Source organism: Nocardia grenadensis NBRC 108939 (genome assembly GCF_001613445.1).
Taxonomy (GTDB): Bacteria; Actinomycetota; Actinomycetes; order Mycobacteriales; family Mycobacteriaceae; genus Nocardia; species Nocardia grenadensis.
Map to the genome: position 1 here is coordinate 105,920 of NZ_BDCJ01000017.1, position 16,465 is coordinate 122,384.

The window sequence follows — 16,465 nt, forward strand, 5'->3', positions numbered from 1 at the left end:
GGGGAACCCGCCGGGCGCCGGACCGGCCGGTCCCTCAGACTGCGGCCCCGGGCGGCAGGATCCGGATCGAGCCCTGCCATCGATCCCCTGCTCTCCCCCATTCCGTGACCTCGAAATCCAGGTCCCGTCCAAGGAGCAACTCGACCTCCCGCGGAAAAGCCGATTTGTCGCCGATGAAGATGCCGGGTGTCCCGGGCGGGACCTCCACGCGGAGATCCGTATCCCGGTTACGAGTTTTCTTGAGCGTGTCGAGGCCCTCCGGGGCCAGCGCGGTACTGAAAAAATCGGAGACGTGCCCGCGATCGCCGGGACGGATATCGGCCGGATTCCGGCCGGGAAACAGACGGCCCGCCGATATGGATTTCCATGCCTGGATCCAGTCCGGCACCGGCTTGCGCCGCAGAATATCGTCCAGCCGTTCGACCCGTTCCATATCCGGCGGGTACCTGGCGTCGCCCCGCAGGGGCGCGTTGATGCCTTCGGAGCCCATAGTGAAATCGCGCAGCGCTTGTATACGGTTCTTGCCCAGCCGACTGTACGTCGCACCCCACACAGATCGACCGTACCGCCGCGCACTGTCTGCGGAGTCGAAGATCCGTAGCGCCCCCGGGGCCGGCGTCCGATCGGGTATCCGAGCGGGTGACGGGCTTTCCACAAGCCGATCACCTGCCACGACGGCAGCCCCCCGGCCGTCGGCACCCGGAACCTTCCGTAGCACCTCGCCGATCGGCACCGTGGTGATATCGCGATATTGCCGGCTCCCACCGGCGCCGATCAATGCGATGTTCTGCTCGACCTTCTTCGCCAGCTCCCGCATCGCCGCCACGGCCTGGTTGTACACCGGCACCTCTTCGCTTATCCGGCACCGGCAACTCGGCCGTCGGCCCCGATCGAGCAGGCGACGTTACGCAAGGACAGCCGAGAGTTGTCCGATACGTCGGGCTGCGGAAACAGGAAGCCGCCCCGGGGCCCGCGCACGGGCTCCGGGGCGGTCGAGTCCGCGAACGGGTCAGAAGTTGATCATGTGTCCGGCCAGGCCGTGGATGGCCTCCTGCAGCGCCTCGCTCAGCGTCGGGTGCGTGTGCACATTACGGGCCAGTTCGTTGACCGTGAGATCCCACTTCTGGGCCAGAGTCAGTTCGGGCAGCAGTTCGGAGACATCGGGGCCGATCAGGTGGCCGCCGATCAGTTCACCGTACTTGTTGTCCGAGATCAGCTTGACGAAACCGGTGGCATCGCCGAGTCCGTGCGCCTTGCCGTTGGCGGTGAACGGGAAGGTCGCGACCTTCACGTCGTAGCCCTCGTCGCGCGCCTGCTGCTCGGTGAGACCGAAGCTGGCGACCTGCGGCTGACAGAAGGTGGCGCGCGGCATCATCCGGTAATCACCCAACGTCAGCGTCTCCGCGCCGCCGATGGTCTCGGCCGCGACCACGCCCTGAGCCTCCGCGACATGCGCGAGCTGCAGTTTCGCGGTGACATCGCCGATGGCGTAGATATGCGGCACATTGGTGCGCATATTGTCGTCGATGGCGATCGCGCCGCGCTCGGTGAGCGCCACGCCGGTGTTCTCCAGGCCGTAGCCCTCGACCCGGGGCGCGAAGCCGACGGCCTGCAGCACCTTGTCGACGGTGACGGTCTCGACCGAACCCGACTTGTTGTCCTTGATCGCGACGGTGACCTTGGACCCGTCGTCGTCGATGGACTGCACGGCCGCACCGGTGGTGATGGTGATACCGAGCTTCTTGTACGCCTTGGTGATCTCCTTGGAGACATCGGCGTCCTCGTTGGGCAGTGCGCGGTCCAGGAATTCCACGATGCGTACGTCCACGCCGTAGTTGCGCAGGACGTAGCCGAACTCCATACCGATGGCGCCGGCGCCGACGATCAGGATCGAACCCGGCAGGTCGCGGGTGAGGATCTGCTCCTCGTAGGTGACGACGTTCTTGCTCAGGGAGGTGCCCGGCAGCAGTTTGGTGTTGGTGCCGGTGGCGATGATGACGTTGTCGAAGGTGATCGACTCCGTGCCGCCCTTGCCGAGCTCGACCGAGAGAGCGTTGGGGCCGGTGAACGAGCCCTTGCCGTCGTACTCGGTGATCTTGTTCTTCTTCATCAGGAAGTGGACGCCCTTGACCCGGCCGTCCGCGACCTTACGGCTGCGATCGAAGGCCGCCCCGAAATCGAAGGTCGCCTCCCCGCTGATACCGAAGGTTTTCGCTTCTTTGGTGAAGATATGAGCCAGCTCCGCATTGCGCAGCAGCGCCTTGGACGGGATGCAGCCCACGTTCAGGCACACGCCACCCCAGTATTTCTGCTCGACGATCGCTGTTCGCAGGCCGAGTTGAGCGGCGCGGATCGCGGCGACGTAACCGCCGGGACCAGCACCGAGAACGACGACATCGTAGTGGGAAGTCACAGTGTCGAGCCTAACTCTCCCGGCTACGGCCGGGGCCACCCGCCCGCCTCCCGCCACTGAGCACACCGGTGCCGCCCCGGCGGGGCCACCGGGCCCTGACGGGCCGCGACGGCGCTACGACGCCTCGATCGGGTCGACCGCGGGCCCCCCGGCCGGGCGGGTGCGGGTGTGCGCATGGTCACCCGGACGGCGACGGCACAGCCGAGCAGCACCACCGCGACCTCTATCGCCACATATTCGACGCCGGTGAGCGCCCACCCGCCCTCGATCATCCCCGCCGGGATACCCGCGGCACCCGGGCAGCCTTCCGTCATCCCAGCAGGAAGGCGACCAGGAAACCGATCGATGTCGCCATGCCGACCCACCAGCCGCCCTGCCGGTATGCCTCCGCCATGAGCGAGTCGGCGAGGACCGCGATGGTCGCGCCGCCCGCGAAGGCCTGGATCGCGCTGATATGCGTCGGCTCGAGGTGGGCGGAGAGCAGGTTTCCGGCGAGGGTGACCACGACGAGTACCTGCTCGCAGGAAGGCGGGTTCGAACAGTTCGTTGGTCACGAGGGCGATCATGGTGCCCGCGCCGAACGCCATCAGCGAGGCGAGCAATGACTCGGGCAATGTGGTTCGCAAACCGACGGCCGCGCCTATCAGCAATGGAATTGCCGTACCCAGCCCATACAGCAGCGCGATTCCCATAAGGTGAACACTATGTGTTGCCGGGTAATTGCAATGGTCATGCCGAGCCCAAGGAAATAATTCTAGAATTTCCCTCTAAAATCCGCTGTACCAGCGAGATCCGGGCATTGTCCGGTTTGGCAGTTTTACCGGCGACCCGAGTTGCGGGCAGCCAACTTTCGGCAAACCCTTACTGTGCTGGCGGCATGCTACGAAAGACCCGATCGATGACGAGAGGATCGGGCTTTTCGGTATTGTTCTGCGCGATGTCACAGGAAGCGAATTCGGGACGACGGTATGCCGGGCAGCCCGTAGAAGATCGGCAACGCGAGCGACGCGCTCGTTTTCTCGAATCCGGCCTGACGGTTTTTGCGAGAGACGGGTATGCCAATAGCTCGGTAGGGGCCATTTGCAAAGACGCGGGGTTGTCCTCGCGCCAGTTCTACGAAGAGTTCACCGGCCGCGAATCGCTCCTTGTGGAACTCTTCGCTCTCATCGACCGGGAATCGCGGACCGCGGTGCTCGCCTCCCTCGACCAGAGCACCGACCAGAGCGCGCTGGAGCGGATAGACGGCGCCATCCGCGCCTATGTGCAGTCCATCGGCACCGATACGCGACGAGCTCGGGTCGTGCTCGTCGAAGTGGTCGGCGCCGGGGCCAAAGTCGAGAAGATGCGCGGGGAATCACGCCGGGCCTGGAGTTCGGTGCTCGCCAAGGCCGCCGAGGACGCCGCGCTGCACGGTGAGATCCCGACCGGCGACTACGACCTGCGCATGCTCGCCATCATCGGTGCGGTCAACTACGTGGTGGACGAATGGAGCGGGGCCGAACCGCGGCAGCCGCTCGACGAGGTGATCCGAGTGCTGAGCCGGATCATCGTAGGCGCGATCCGGGCCTGACCACACCGCCGGGCGAGCGCCTCCGGCGGCTAGCCTTGACCCGGTGGAGACCGTTGCGATCCAGATGCCCGACGGCAGCACCGTCCCGGTGCGGCTGGTCCCGGCCGCGGGATCGGACGGCCGTCCGGTCACTCCGGATACACCCCGGCCGGTGGTGGTACTGATACCCGGGCTCGGCGTTCCCGGCGAGTACTACCTCTATTTCGCTCGTGCGCTCGCCCGGCGCGGCATCGATGTCGCGGTGGGCGAACTGCGCGGCAACGGCGCCGGCTCACCGAAACCGAGCGCGGCCAGCACCTACGGGTACCACGAGCTCGCCGCGGTGGATTTTCCGGCGATCTTCGAGGTGGTACGCACCCGCTTCCCCGACCGCACCCCGTACGTGCTGGGTCACAGCATGGGTGGGCAACTGTCGGCGCTGTACGCGGCGCGGGTCCGCGGGCGCCTCGCGGGACTGATCCTCGTCGCCTCTGGTACCCCCTACTACCGAAGTTTTCGCGGCCTGCTCGGGCCGGGCATGCTGGTCGGCACCGCCGCGGTCTCGCTGACCGCCACGCTGGCCGGAGTGTGGCCGGGCGACAAACTGGGCCCCAACGGTTTCGGCCGCCAGTCGAAAGTACTCGTCTCCGACTGGGCCCGGCTGGCCCGCACCGGCCGGTTCGACCCGGCCGGTGCCGATATCGACTACGAGGAACGTCTCTCCCGGCTGAGACTGCCCGTCCTCTCGATCACCCTGACCGGCGACGAACTGACCCCGCGGGCATCGGCCGGGCATCTACTGGACAAACTGCCGAACGCCGACAAGACGACCTGGCACGCACCTCGGCCGCTGGGCCACAACGGCTGGATCTCCGAACCCGCCGAGGTGGTCGACCGTATCGAGAAGTGGTTACACGATCGGTGACCGGCGCCGGATCACTTCGCGGTCCGGCCCTCGATGAGCATCTGGGTGAAGAACTCGTAGATCAGGGCCGCCTGGAACGCCGACTGTTTGTTGTCGGCGGCGCCGCCGTGCCCGCCCTCGATGTTCTCGTGGTACCAGACCCGGTGTCCCTGCTCCTCCAGCAACGCCGCCATCTTGCGGGCATGCCCCGGATGCACGCGATCGTCACGGGTGGAAGTGGTCAGCAGGATCGGTGGATACGTAGCGCCCGCACCGGTTTCCGCGGCCCGCTGGTAGGGGGAGTACCGGCTGATGTAGGCCCATTCCTCCGGCACATCCGGATCACCGTATTCCGCCATCCAGGACGCACCCGCCAGCAACCGGTGGTACCGGCGCATATCCAGTAGCGGCACCTGGCAGACGATCGCTCCGAACAATTCCGGATAGCGGGTGAGCATCACACCCATCAGCAGACCACCGTTGCTGCCGCCGACGGCGCCGAGCCGCTCGGCGGTGGTTATCCCCCGAGCCACCAGATCACGGGCGATCGAGGAGAAATCCTCGTACACCTTGTACCGGTTCTCCTTCTGCACCGAGGTATGCCACTGCGGCCCGTATTCCCCACCGCCGCGAATATTGGTCATCACATAGGTGCCGCCCTGTTCCAGCCATCCGATACCGGACGAACCGCCGTAGCCGGGGGTACGGGACACCTCGAACCCGCCGTAGCCCGACATCACCGTGGGCGCCGGCGCGTCCCGGGTATCGCGGTGCCGGATCACGAAGTACGGGATCGGCGTTCCGTCATCCGAGCGCGCGAAGAACTGTTCGGTCTCGATACCGGTCGCGTCGAAGAACGCGGGCTCCTGTTTCCATTCGGTCACCGGCGCGCCGACCGATCCCGCGAGCAGTGTGGTGGGTGTGGTGAACCCACTGGTCATGAGCATGTAGTCGTCCCCGCCCTCGAGCGGGTCGAGATTCATGATGCCGGTGGTGGCCATCGTGGGGGTATCGGCGAGCGGTTCCGTGCGCCAACCCTCGGCGCCCGGGGTGAGGACGTACAGCTTGGTCTGCACGTCCTGCAGGGTCACCAGTAGCAGATGGTTCTCGGTCCAGCCGTAACCGTGCAGCGAGGTGTGCGCGTCCGGTTCGAACAGCACCTCGAAATCTCGCCCGCCGGAGCGGAACTCGGCGAAATTCGTCGCGATCAGGGCTCCGGCGGAATAGGTGCGGCCCCCGATCTCCCACGGCGATTTCAACCGGACCAACAGCCATTCCTTGTACCACGACTCGTCGGCGTCCGAAGGTGTCTCCAGCGGGGTCCGGGAGCCGTCGTCCTCGAGCAGAAAGACATCTTCGTGGAAGAAATCGGTGGCTTGTGCGATGTAGTGCCGCTCGTAGCCGGGAGTCCGGTCGTAACCCGCCGAGACGGAGACGTCGGTTACCGCGCCCTCGAAAACCGTTTCGGCGGTATCGAGCGCGGTGCCCCGGCGCCAGCGTTTCGCGATCCGCGGATATCCGGATCCGGTGAGCGAGCCGGGACCGAAATCCGTTCCCACGTATACGGAATCGATATCGATCCAACTGATCCGCGACTTCGCTTCCGGCAGGAAGTAGCCGCCGTCCTCCGGGGCGATGAATTCGCGTGTTTCCATATCGAATTCACGAACGACCTTGGCGTCCGCGCCACCGCGCGACAGGCTGATCAGCGCCCGGCTCTGGGCCGGGCGCAACACTCCGGCACCGCCCCAGACCCAGTTCTCGTCCTCTGCGGCGGCGACCGCGTCGAGATCGATCAGGACATCCCATTCGGGGTCCGCTTTCACGTATTCGGCGAAAGTGGTGCGCCGCCACAGGCCGCGCGGATGCGCCGCGTCGCGCCAGAAGTTGTACAGCCACTGTCCGCGCCGCCCGGGGAAGGCGATCTTGGCGTCGGTATCCAGCATGTCCAGGATCCGGCCCTGCAACACATCGAACCGGTCCCCGACGGCGAACCGCTCCATGACGACCTCGTTGCGCGCCCGGGCGAAATCGAGTGCCCGCTCGCCGGTGACCTCTTCGAGCCAGAGGTAGGGATCGGTTCCACTGTCCTGTACGCCACTCATCCGACCATTGTCACCCAAACCGGACGCGCGGGAATCGGCCGCCAGCGACATTAGGTAAGGCATTGCTAACCTGATACACATGGCGACGCGCACCAAATACGTCAAACCGGTACAGCGGCGGATCTGCACCGCCGAAACCCTGGCCGCCGAACGGATCGGCCACAGCTTCATCCGGGTCACGGTGGGCGGACCCGACCTCGCCGATTTCGCGCCGATGGGTTACGACCAGTGGCTGCGCCTCTTCCTGCCGCGGGCCCGGCAAACCGGCCTGCGCCTGCCCACCGCGACGGAGAACACCCTCTGGTATGCGCAATGTCTGGCGATGAGCAGCGATACCCGGCCCCTGATCCGCAACTACACCGTGCGCGGGTTCCGCCCCGCCGGCGCCGGATTCTTCGGTGAGCACGCCGAGATCGATGTGGACTTCGTCGCCCACGGGGATACCGGCCCGGCGTCCGCGTGGGCCGGCCGGGTGCGCCCGGGTATGCCCGTCGGGCTGCTCGACGAAGGCATCATGTATCAGGCACCGCCGCATACCAACTGGTCATTGCTGGTCGGTGACGAAAGCGCGCTGCCCGCGATCGCGGGTGTACTGCGGTCGGCGCCCCGGGATCTGTGCGGCGCGGCATACCTCGAAATCCCCGACCGCACCGATATCCAGGATCTGGGCGAGCCGGCGGGGGTGCGGGTGCACTGGCTGCCCCGCGCCGACCCCCGCGTCCGGATCGGCGCGCAGGCCACCGAAGCCGTGCGCGGGGCAGGCCTCCCGCCCGGACCCGGCTACGCATTCGTCGCGGGCGAGCAGCAACTCGTGTCCGGAGTGCGCCGCCATCTGGTACGCGACCGGGGAATGGCCAAATCCGACATCATGTTCAGCGGCTTCTGGCGCCTCGGCAAGGCCGCCGCGAGTTGATCCACCGGTGAGCTCGAATCCGCCGGTGGGAGCGGATCGCCTACCGCGGTCCTTCGCCGATCCGAGCCCCGGCCCGCCGGCGGAGTCGTAGAGCCGGGGCTACCTACGACTCCCCGCGGCCGAAGATCGGCGCTCGATCGGTCAAGGGATCAGATCTGTGCGCGGATCGACGCCGAAATGTTCGGCGAGCGTGGTGATCGAGGCGTGCGCACCCTGCACGCTCACCGAGAGGACGAACGGCTCATCGTCGACCCGGACGATATCGCCGGTGAGTCGCCGCCAGAGCGGATTGGCTTCGAAGGCGGCCTGTTGATCCCGGCTGGAGTCCCCTTCGGCTCCCGGTGGGGTGTAGGCCGAAACCATGACGATTCCCGCGTCGGCCGCGAGGATCTGTTCCACCGACAGCGGGGTGAAGATGCTGTCCTCGGAATCGGGTGCGCCGGCGGGACGGGGGATGCCCATATCCGTCATGATCTCCCCGATGAACGAACTGCCGGAGTAGAGCCGGGCGGTGTTCTCACCGGCGAACCGGACCAGCGAATAGGTGACGCCGGGACGCGCGGCCCGGATCTCTTCTCCCACCGCGGCGGCACGCTCCGCGTAGCCGGTCACCAACTCTTCGGCTCGGTCCTTTCTGCCCAGCGCCTCGCCGAGAAGGACGATGTTCTGCTTCCATGTGGGGCCGGTGGTCTCGGAGAACACCGTCGGCGCGATCTTGGACAGCTGATCGTAGAGCGGCTCGTGGCGCACTTTCGCCGAGATGATCAGATCGGGTTCGAGCTCCAGGATCTTCTCCAGGTCCGGCTCGGCGATCGTCCCGACGTTCACCGAATCGGCCACCACATCGTCGATATCGCCCAGGTAGTCCGGGAAGGGGTTGTCCCGGTCCTCGCGATACTGGACGTACCCGACGAGCGGGGCGTCGAGCAGCAGCGCGGCGTCGGAGAAGCTGGGATCCAGGGCGACAACACGTTCCGGTGGCGCGTCGATGGTCGTAGTACCCATGGCGTGCTCGACCGAGATCGGGGCCCCCGCGCCCGCCGGAGCGCCCGAACTCGAATCGCTCGAACCACCACACGCTCCGACGAACAGCAGTCCGCCCACCAACAGGGGAGCCAGTGATCGCTGGGCTATCGACCGGGGGGACATCACTCGCATGAGGTCACCTTTCCTTCGGGTGGGCTACCACGCGGCATCCGAATAAGGATAGGCTGCCCAATGCATTGCTGAACCTTAGCAAGGAGAACCGAGATGGCGACAGTGCCGGTGCGAGTGAACCGGTGACCGGCGAACCCACCTCGGATGTATCGGAATCGTCGGTCGGGTCCGCGGTCCCGCCGCGCGGCGGTGCCATGCCTCGTCCCGGCCGCTCACCGCTGGTCATGGTGGGCGTGCCGGCCGCCGCGGTGGTGGCGGCCGTGCTGGTGAGCGTCTGCGTCGGGAGCAGCCCGTCGACCTTGCCGGAGGTATGGCATGCGATCTTCACTCCCACCGGTACCGATATGGATGTGACGATCCGCGAACTCCGCTGGCCACGAACCCTCGTCGGCATCGCCGCGGGCGCATGTCTGGGTGTCGCCGGAATCCTGACCCAGGGGCATACCCGCAACGCCGTCGCAGAGCCGGGCCTGCTCGGTATCAACCAGGGCGCGGCGCTCGCGATCGTCTCCGCCACATTCCTGTTCGGCTCCCTGCCGGTGCCCGCCCAGGCCGGTCTGGCCTTCGTGGGTGCCCTGCTCGCCGGCGTGGTGGTGTTCGCGGTGGGTACCGCCGCCCGTAACGGGGCGACGCCGATCACGCTGGTGTTGTCCGGCGCGGCGGTCACCGCGCTGTGCGGCGGCCTGGTCACCGGACTGGTACTGCTCGACAGCGCGTCCTTGGACACGCTGCGGTTCTGGCAGGTGGGCTCCTTGGCGGCGCGTCCGGACTCGCTCGAAGCGATCTGGCCCTTCGCGATCGCGGGGCTGCTGCTCGCCGTGCTGAATATCGGCGCGCTCAACACACTGGCTCTCGGCGAGGACGCGGCACGGTCGCTCGGAACCTCCGTCCCCGTCGCGCGGTCCGCCGGCATCGTGGCGATCACACTGCTGGCCGGGTCCGCGGTAACCATGGCCGGGCCGATCGCCTTCGCGGGGTTGCTGGTGCCGCATATCGCGCGGGCACTCGTCGGTGCCGACTACCGTCGTTCGGTGCCCGCGGCGGCCGCGTTCGGCATATTCCTGGTCCTCGTCGCCGATACCGCCGGCCGGGTGATCGCCCGGCCGGGTGAGTTGTCGGTCGGGGTCGTGCTCGCAGTCCTCGGGGCACCGTTCTTCGTATTTCTCGCTCGTCGCCGCCGGCTGGTGACCGTATGAGCGGCCCGGCCCCGAACCTGCTCGCGCCCACCCGCGTCGTGCGGTGGGGTCCGGTCTCGGTGCGCCTCACACCCCGAGCGCTGTGGGTCGGGGTGGTGTTGTCCCTGCTGGCCTTGGCGGCCACCGCGTTCCATATCGCCAACGGCGGTTCCGCGCTACCACTCGACGCCGTCGTCCGGGCAATCCTGGGCGACGATTCGAACTCCCGGCTCCACCTCGCCGTGACGGAATTCCGGGCGCCGCGTGCCGTAGGGGCCGTCATCGCGGGCGCCTGTCTGGCCATGGCGGGGGCGATCACCCAGACCGTGGCACGCAACCCGCTCGCCAGCCCCGACGTCCTGGGCGTGACGGCCGGCGCTTCGCTCGGCGCGGTCTCCGTGCTGGTGCTGGCCGGCGGTGGTGCCGCCGGGCTCAGCGGATTCGCCGCCGGGGTCGGTCTGCCGGCCGCCGCGTTCGGCGGCGGAATTCTGGCCGGAGTCCTGCTCTTCCTGCTGGCCTTCTCCGCGACCCTGGACAGCTATCGCCTGGTGCTCGTCGGGCTCGGTATCAACGGGCTCGCGGTGAGCCTGACGACCTGGATGCTGACCCTCGGTGATGTCGGCAATGCCGCCCAGGCGCTGACCTGGATGTCCGGTTCACTCAATGGCAGGGACTGGCCGCTGATCCGGCCGATGGGACTACTGGCCCTTGCCCTGCTGGTGGCGGCGCTGCTGCTGGGACGGCGGCTGATGCTGCTCACCATGGACGACGATATCGCGCTCGGGCTGGGCATCCGGATCGGCCGCCTTCGCCTGTACGCGCTGGTCCTCGCGACACTGCTGGCCTCCACCGGTGTCGTGGTCGCGGGTCCGCTGGTCTTCGTCGCGCTGGCGAGCCCCCAGATCGCGCGGCTGCTCACCCGGTCGACCGTGCCCCCGATTCTGACTTCCGGATTGGTGGGCATCGTTTTCGTCTCGGTCGCCGACACCCTCGCCGCGCACACGCTGTCGGTATCGCTGCCTGTCGGTGTGGCCACCGCGGTGCTGGGCGGGCCCTATCTCCTCTTTCTGGTCCTGCGGAACCAAAGGAAGCTCACGTGAGTCACCCGGAAACGACTTCCGTACTACGCGCCGAGAATCTCGCCCTCGGCTACGACGGCGCCGCTGTCGTCACCGATCTGACCTTCGATGTTCCGACCGGATCGGTCACGTCGATCATCGGCCCCAACGGCTGCGGCAAGTCGACCTTGTTGCGCGGTCTCGGCCGGCTGATAGCTCCCCGAGCCGGTCGAGTCCTGCTCGACGGCAAGCCGATCGACACCCTGCCCACCCGGCAGGTCGCCCGCCGCGTCGGTATCCTGCCCCAGTCCCCCGCCGCGCCACCCGGTCTCACGGTCGCCGATCTCGTCTCGCGCGGGCGCCACCCCAGGCAGCGCTGGTACGAACAGTTCTCGATTCTCGACGAGAAAACGCTGCGGGAGGTCTTGAACAGCACCGGCATGCTCGACCTCGCCGGCGCCCGACTCGAAGAACTCTCCGGCGGCCAACGGCAACGGGCATGGATCTCCATGACACTCGCGCAGGAAACCGGCATCATGCTGCTGGACGAGCCGACAACGTATCTCGACCTGGCACATCAGGTGGAACTACTGGAATTGATCGTGCGGATGAACCGCGAGCACAACCGGACCGTTCTCATGGTCCTGCACGACATCTCGCTGGCCGCTCGCTACAGCGACCATCTCGTCGCGATGAAGAACGGCGCCATCGTCACGCAGGGCACTCCCGAGCAGGTCGTCCGCCCGGACGTGCTGCGGGATGTCTTCGGTCTCGCCGCGCAGGTGGTCACCGAGCCGACCGCGGGCCGTCCGCACGTGATCCCCCTCTGATCAATGCGGCGCCGCCGCCACCTCGTATCACCGCTCGACCACCAACGCCGTGCGATTGAGAATCACCCAGGCAGGCGTGCCATTGATCCAGTACCCGTCGTAACCGCGAGCGGCCGCGAATCGTCCCACATCCGACAGGACATATGCGCGCGCTTCCAGTTCCGTTCGTCTTGCCGACTCTGCGGGTTCCTTGCGCAGCGCTGCGTCGATCGACGACAGTTCGTCGCGTTGTTTCACCGTCAGAGAAGACAAATCGGTCGTCAGCGCATCGGGATGCATCGCCATATGGATTACACTGCCCGGGGTGGAGCCACCGGTTGTGTAGTCCTCGGCCCACTCCCGGAGTTCCCCCGGACTCTCCTGGAACTCGGATGATCCGTACTCGCTCGAGCTGGGTGCGCGCCCCCAGGCCCAGATACCGTTGCCTCTTCCTGTCTCATCCTTTCCTGGGTAAAGTCCGCCGGTCTTGAACTCCTGTGCGTATCGCGTTTCTTTCACACCCCGGAACATTTCCGTCCAGCCCGCGTCGATGGCCCTACGCATACCCTCTGAACTCACCAGAAGGGGCGCGCCGTCGAATCCTTGGCGAGCGAGTATCTGCCGCAGCGCCGGGTCGCCCTCGGTGACCGATCCACCGCGCTCGACTTCCTCCGCCGCCGTGGGATCACTGCGGTCGTGGCGCCGAGTCTCCGGAGAGAGTGCACGGTAGTCGAAGTCGTCGATCCGGTTACGCTCTATTTCCCGGACATCGATGCCCCGCAGCCACTGTGCGATCTCTCCATCGGTTTGCCCTACGCCGGAGGCGCGGCGAAGTCCATGACCGAATTGCCGCAGCGGCTCACCGACCTTGGCTATGCCCTCGGTCGCACCGAGAAGTCTTTCGACGAGCTCGGGAATCACTCTTTCCCGCAGTGCGATCCTCCGCTTCCGACAGACCGGCCACCACCGCAGCGCAGGTGCGGCAAAGATTCCACGAGCATAGCGCGCGACCCGCAGCCGATCGGCAGGGAACGGAAAAGACCGAGGGCCGGTCCACCGTGATGGTGGACCGGCCCTCGGTTCGAAAAAGGTTGCCGGGTAGCAGGACTCAGAAGTCCATGCCGCCCATGCCACCGGTCGGATCGGCCGGCGCGGCGGCCGCCTTCTCCGGCTTGTCGGCGACAACGGCCTCGGTGGTCAGGAACAGGGCCGCGATGGAGGCCGCGTTCTGCAGGGCCGAGCGGGTGACCTTGACCGGGTCGGCGACACCGGCGGCGAGCAGGTCCTCGTACTCGTTGGTCGCGGCGTTGAGGCCCTGGCCGGCGGGCAGGTTGGAAACCTTCTCCGCGACCACGCCGGGCTCGAGGCCGGCGTTGAAGGCGATCTGCTTCAGCGGCGCCGACAGCGCCACCTTCACGATGTTCGCACCGGTGGCCTCGTCACCTTCGAGCTTCAGGTCCTCGAGAGCCGGAGCCGACTGCAGCAGGGCCACGCCACCACCGGCGACGATGCCCTCTTCGACGGCGGCCTTGGCGTTGCGCACGGCATCTTCGATGCGGTGCTTGCGCTCCTTGAGCTCGACCTCGGTGGCGGCACCGGCCTTGATGACCGCAACACCACCGGCCAGCTTGGCCAGGCGCTCCTGCAGCTTCTCGCGGTCGTAGTCCGAATCCGAGTTCTCGATCTCGGTGCGGATCTGCGCCACGCGGCCCTGGATGGCCTCCGCGTCGCCCGCGCCCTCGACGATGGTGGTCTCGTCCTTGGTGACGACGACCTTGCGCGCCTGGCCGAGCAGCTCGATGCCGGCGGTCTCCAGGGAGAGGCCGACCTCTTCGCTGATGACCTCGCCACCGGTGAGGATGGCGATATCGGCGAGCTGGGCCTTGCGGCGGTCACCGAAGCCCGGGGCCTTGACGGCGACGGACTTGAAGGTGCCGCGGATCTTGTTCACGACCAGGGTCGACAGGGCCTCGCCCTCGACGTCCTCGGCGATGATCAGCAGCGGCTTGCCGGCCTGGATGACCTTCTCCAGCAGCGGCAGCAGGTCCTTGACGGTGGAGACCTTCGAGCCGACCAGCAGCAGGTAGGGGTCCTCGAGGACCGCTTCCTGACGCTCGGGATCGGTGACGAAGTAGCCCGAGATGTAGCCCTTGTCGAAGCGCATACCCTCGGTGAGCTCCAGCGACAGACCGAAGGTCTGCGCCTCTTCGACGGTGATGACGCCTTCTTTGCCGACCTTGTCCATGGCCTCGGCGATCAGCTCACCGATGGACGGGTCGCCCGCGGAGATACCGGCGGTGGCGGCGATCTGCTCCTTGGTCTCGACCTCCTTGGCGGAGTCGAGCAGCTTGGCGGTGACGGCCTCGACGGCCTTCTCGATGCCACGCTTCAGGCCCAGCGGGTTCGCGCCGGCCGCGACATTGCGCAGACCCTCGCGCACCAGCGCCTGGGCGAGCACGGTGGCGGTGGTGGTGCCGTCGCCCGCGACATCGTCGGTCTTCTTGGCGACTTCCTTGACCAGCTCGGCGCCGATCTTCTCGTACGGGTCCTCCAGCTCGATCTCCTTGGCGATGGACACACCATCGTTGGTGATCGTGGGGGCGCCCCACTTCTTCTCGAGCACGACGTTGCGGCCCTTCGGCCCCAGCGTCACCTTGACCGCGTCGGCGAGGCTGTTGAGGCCCCGCTCGAGGCCGCGACGGGCCTCTTCGTCGTACGCAATTGTCTTGGCCATTGCGGTGAGATCCTCCAAGTAATGAGGCTGACACACAGGATGACCGCATTGTCGGGTCACCCTTTAGCTACGCTTGTGGCCAGGTTCGGTGCCCGCGACGGACGACCAGGGGTGTCGTGGTACCCGATCTCACCGTCCCGACCTTGGCACTCTCCGATGGGGAGTGCCAAAGCCATTTTTAGCACTCGCGGGTGCCGAGTGCAAGGTCGCGCTCATTCGCCCTGCCCGCGGCGGGGCGGGTCGAGGCCCTCGCGACCCCGGTTCTTCCCTCCGCCGCTCAGTCGCTGCGCTCCTTCGCTCCGCAGCTCCAGAACCGGGGCGGACCTCGACCATTGCGAGAGAACGATCCAGCGAGGTGGGTGTGAGAATCACGCGACTTCTCCGCCACGTCGAAATGTAACCCCGCCTACAGTCAAAGACTGTCGGTGACCCGCAGGGCAAGGGCGAGAAATGCGTCCGCGCGCCGTTCCTCCGGGGTGCGCGGTTCACCCTCATCGATGGTGACGAATTCGGCATCGTGCAGTAGCAGTTCGGCCTCGACCCGCATTATGGCGCGAATGAACGGCGGCGCGACCTCCGGCGGTAGATCGCCGTTGACCACATAGCTCCCATCCGACAACGATTCGGTGGAGACATAGGTCAAAGCGCGCAGCAGCTCGTCCCGGTGCTCACCTGCCACCAGGTCGGAGTCCGTTTCATCCGCCATTGCTATAGATTACCGGGACACCGCCCCGGATCGGGCGCATCAGAGCCCCCGCCTGCGGTAACACCGGCACGGGGGCGGCCGTCCCCCACACACCACTCACTACGGACCGGTCCGAATCGCGATGATCGCCGGGCGCGCGGAGCCCCGGGCGCCGGTGCGGCCGGGCGTTCGCTATTGCTTCTCGGTCACGATCTGGCGGAGCAGTTCGAGCAACCGGGTCTCGATCGGCTCCTTGCGCAATCCGGTATCGCTCAGGATTCCCGAGCCGTTCTCCAGTTCGAGGACGGCGAGCAGGATGTGCTCGGTGCCGATGTAGTTGTGCCCGAGCCGCAGGGCCTCGCGGAAGGTCAGCTCCAGCGCTTTCTTCGCGTCCGCGCCGAAGGGGATGAGGCCGCTCATCTTGCCGGCGGTGGTCGCGGCCTTGAGCGCCTCCGGCCCGGCGGTCGCATCGCCGCCCACCGCGGCCAGTGCCGCGGTCGTGACATCCGCGAGGGCGACCCCCTGCTCCACGATCAACTGGCCGGCCAGGCCGTCCGCCTCACTGAGCAGGCCCAGTACCAGGTGGCCGAGGGAGATCTCGGCACTGCCGGTGATACTCGCGGCCTCCTGGGCCGCGACCACGACCGTGCGGGCGCGCGGGGTGAATTTCCCGAATCCGGCATTGGGATCCATCTCGGCGGATGGATCTCCCGGCGGTTTGGGCACGAAGCGCTTCTGGGCAGCCTGTTTGCTCACACCCATACTCGCGCCGATCTCGGTCCACGAGGCGCCCGACCGACGGGCCTGATCGACGAAATGACCGATCAGGTGATCGGCCAACTCACCGAGATGGCCGGCGGTGACCACCGCGTCGGCGAGTTGTTCCAGGGCGTTGTCGGGCCGGGCCTTTTTGATGACCTCGATGAGATCGTCCAGACGTACTGTTGTCATGCGTCAACTAT

General features: G+C 66.9%; 14 protein-coding genes and 1 pseudogene. 6 read left to right on the forward strand and 9 right to left on the reverse strand.

The annotated features are described in order from the left end of the window. Positions 1 to 34 precede the first annotated feature (34 nt). The 3 genes and pseudogenes from NGR01S_RS18060 to NGR01S_RS30315 all read right to left on the reverse strand — a co-directional run bounded on the left by NGR01S_RS18060 (position 35) and on the right by NGR01S_RS30315 (position 3,105). Complete coding sequence (locus NGR01S_RS18060; RefSeq protein WP_063038288.1) at positions 35 to 847, reverse strand: ADP-ribosyltransferase; 813 nt, start codon at positions 845 to 847, stop codon at positions 35 to 37. A 162-nt stretch (positions 848 to 1,009) separates the two neighbouring features. Further along, positions 1,010 to 2,413 carry a dihydrolipoyl dehydrogenase gene (gene lpdA, locus NGR01S_RS18065; RefSeq protein ID WP_063038290.1) on the reverse strand — a complete coding sequence of 468 codons (1,404 nt, stop codon included), beginning with the start codon at positions 2,411 to 2,413 and terminating at the stop codon, positions 1,010 to 1,012. Positions 2,414 to 2,723: 310 nt separating this feature from the next. Further along, positions 2,724 to 3,105: pseudogene (locus NGR01S_RS30315) on the reverse strand (hypothetical protein). Positions 3,106 to 3,350: 245 nt separating this feature from the next. Here NGR01S_RS30315 and NGR01S_RS18080 point away from each other — a divergent pair. Further along, positions 3,351 to 3,983 carry a TetR/AcrR family transcriptional regulator gene (locus NGR01S_RS18080; protein WP_063038296.1) on the forward strand — a complete coding sequence of 211 codons (633 nt, stop codon included), beginning with the start codon at positions 3,351 to 3,353 and terminating at the stop codon, positions 3,981 to 3,983. A gap of 43 nt (positions 3,984 to 4,026) precedes the next feature. After that, positions 4,027 to 4,887, forward strand: a complete 861-nt coding sequence (locus NGR01S_RS18085) for an alpha/beta hydrolase family protein (protein WP_063038298.1) — start codon at positions 4,027 to 4,029, stop codon at positions 4,885 to 4,887. A gap of 11 nt (positions 4,888 to 4,898) precedes the next feature. Here NGR01S_RS18085 and NGR01S_RS18090 read toward each other — a convergent pair whose 3' ends face one another. Beyond that, on the reverse strand, positions 4,899 to 6,971 hold the full coding sequence (locus tag NGR01S_RS18090) for a prolyl oligopeptidase family serine peptidase (protein WP_063038553.1): 2,073 nt from the start codon (positions 6,969 to 6,971) through the stop codon (positions 4,899 to 4,901). A gap of 79 nt (positions 6,972 to 7,050) precedes the next feature. On the opposite strand from NGR01S_RS18090, the gene NGR01S_RS18095 reads away from it, so the two are divergent. Further along, positions 7,051 to 7,884 carry a siderophore-interacting protein gene (locus tag NGR01S_RS18095; RefSeq protein WP_063038300.1) on the forward strand — a complete coding sequence of 278 codons (834 nt, stop codon included), beginning with the start codon at positions 7,051 to 7,053 and terminating at the stop codon, positions 7,882 to 7,884. Between the two features lie 141 nt (positions 7,885 to 8,025). Here the strand turns inward: NGR01S_RS18095 and NGR01S_RS18100 are convergent, their stop codons facing one another. Further along, on the reverse strand, positions 8,026 to 9,042 hold the full coding sequence (locus NGR01S_RS18100) for an ABC transporter substrate-binding protein (protein ID WP_063038303.1): 1,017 nt from the start codon (positions 9,040 to 9,042) through the stop codon (positions 8,026 to 8,028). 122 nt (positions 9,043 to 9,164) lie between these two features. Between NGR01S_RS18100 and NGR01S_RS18105 the strand changes: the two genes are divergently transcribed. From NGR01S_RS18105 to NGR01S_RS18115, 3 genes are read left to right on the forward strand one after another with little or no spacing between them, the layout of a single operon-like run. Continuing rightward, positions 9,165 to 10,238, forward strand: coding sequence for a FecCD family ABC transporter permease (locus NGR01S_RS18105; protein ID WP_218020788.1), 1,074 nt, complete (start codon positions 9,165 to 9,167; stop codon positions 10,236 to 10,238). Continuing rightward, positions 10,235 to 11,317, forward strand: coding sequence for a FecCD family ABC transporter permease (locus NGR01S_RS18110; protein WP_084481308.1), 1,083 nt, complete (start codon positions 10,235 to 10,237; stop codon positions 11,315 to 11,317). The genes NGR01S_RS18105 and NGR01S_RS18110 overlap by 4 nt, the downstream gene beginning before the upstream one ends. After that, the gene (locus NGR01S_RS18115) at positions 11,314 to 12,105 is read left to right on the forward strand and encodes an ABC transporter ATP-binding protein (RefSeq protein WP_063038305.1); all 792 of its coding nucleotides are present in this window, start codon (positions 11,314 to 11,316) and stop codon (positions 12,103 to 12,105) included. The genes NGR01S_RS18110 and NGR01S_RS18115 overlap by 4 nt, the downstream gene beginning before the upstream one ends. Before the next feature lie 27 nt (positions 12,106 to 12,132). On the opposite strand, the gene NGR01S_RS18120 is transcribed toward NGR01S_RS18115, so the two are convergent. From NGR01S_RS18120 to NGR01S_RS18135, 4 genes are all read right to left on the reverse strand, one after another. Further along, a complete protein-coding gene (locus NGR01S_RS18120; protein ID WP_063038307.1) occupies positions 12,133 to 13,005 on the reverse strand; it encodes a hypothetical protein in 873 nt (290 codons plus the stop codon). A gap of 187 nt (positions 13,006 to 13,192) precedes the next feature. Next, positions 13,193 to 14,818 carry a chaperonin GroEL gene (gene groL / locus NGR01S_RS18125; RefSeq protein ID WP_063038309.1) on the reverse strand — a complete coding sequence of 542 codons (1,626 nt, stop codon included), beginning with the start codon at positions 14,816 to 14,818 and terminating at the stop codon, positions 13,193 to 13,195. 412 nt (positions 14,819 to 15,230) lie between these two features. Further along, entirely contained in the window at positions 15,231 to 15,524 is a 294-nt protein-coding gene (locus NGR01S_RS18130) for a DUF222 domain-containing protein (protein WP_063038311.1), read from the reverse strand. Between the two features lie 171 nt (positions 15,525 to 15,695). Next, on the reverse strand, positions 15,696 to 16,454 hold the full coding sequence (locus NGR01S_RS18135; protein ID WP_063038313.1) for a Clp protease N-terminal domain-containing protein: 759 nt from the start codon (positions 16,452 to 16,454) through the stop codon (positions 15,696 to 15,698). Positions 16,455 to 16,465: the final 11 nt, after the last annotated feature.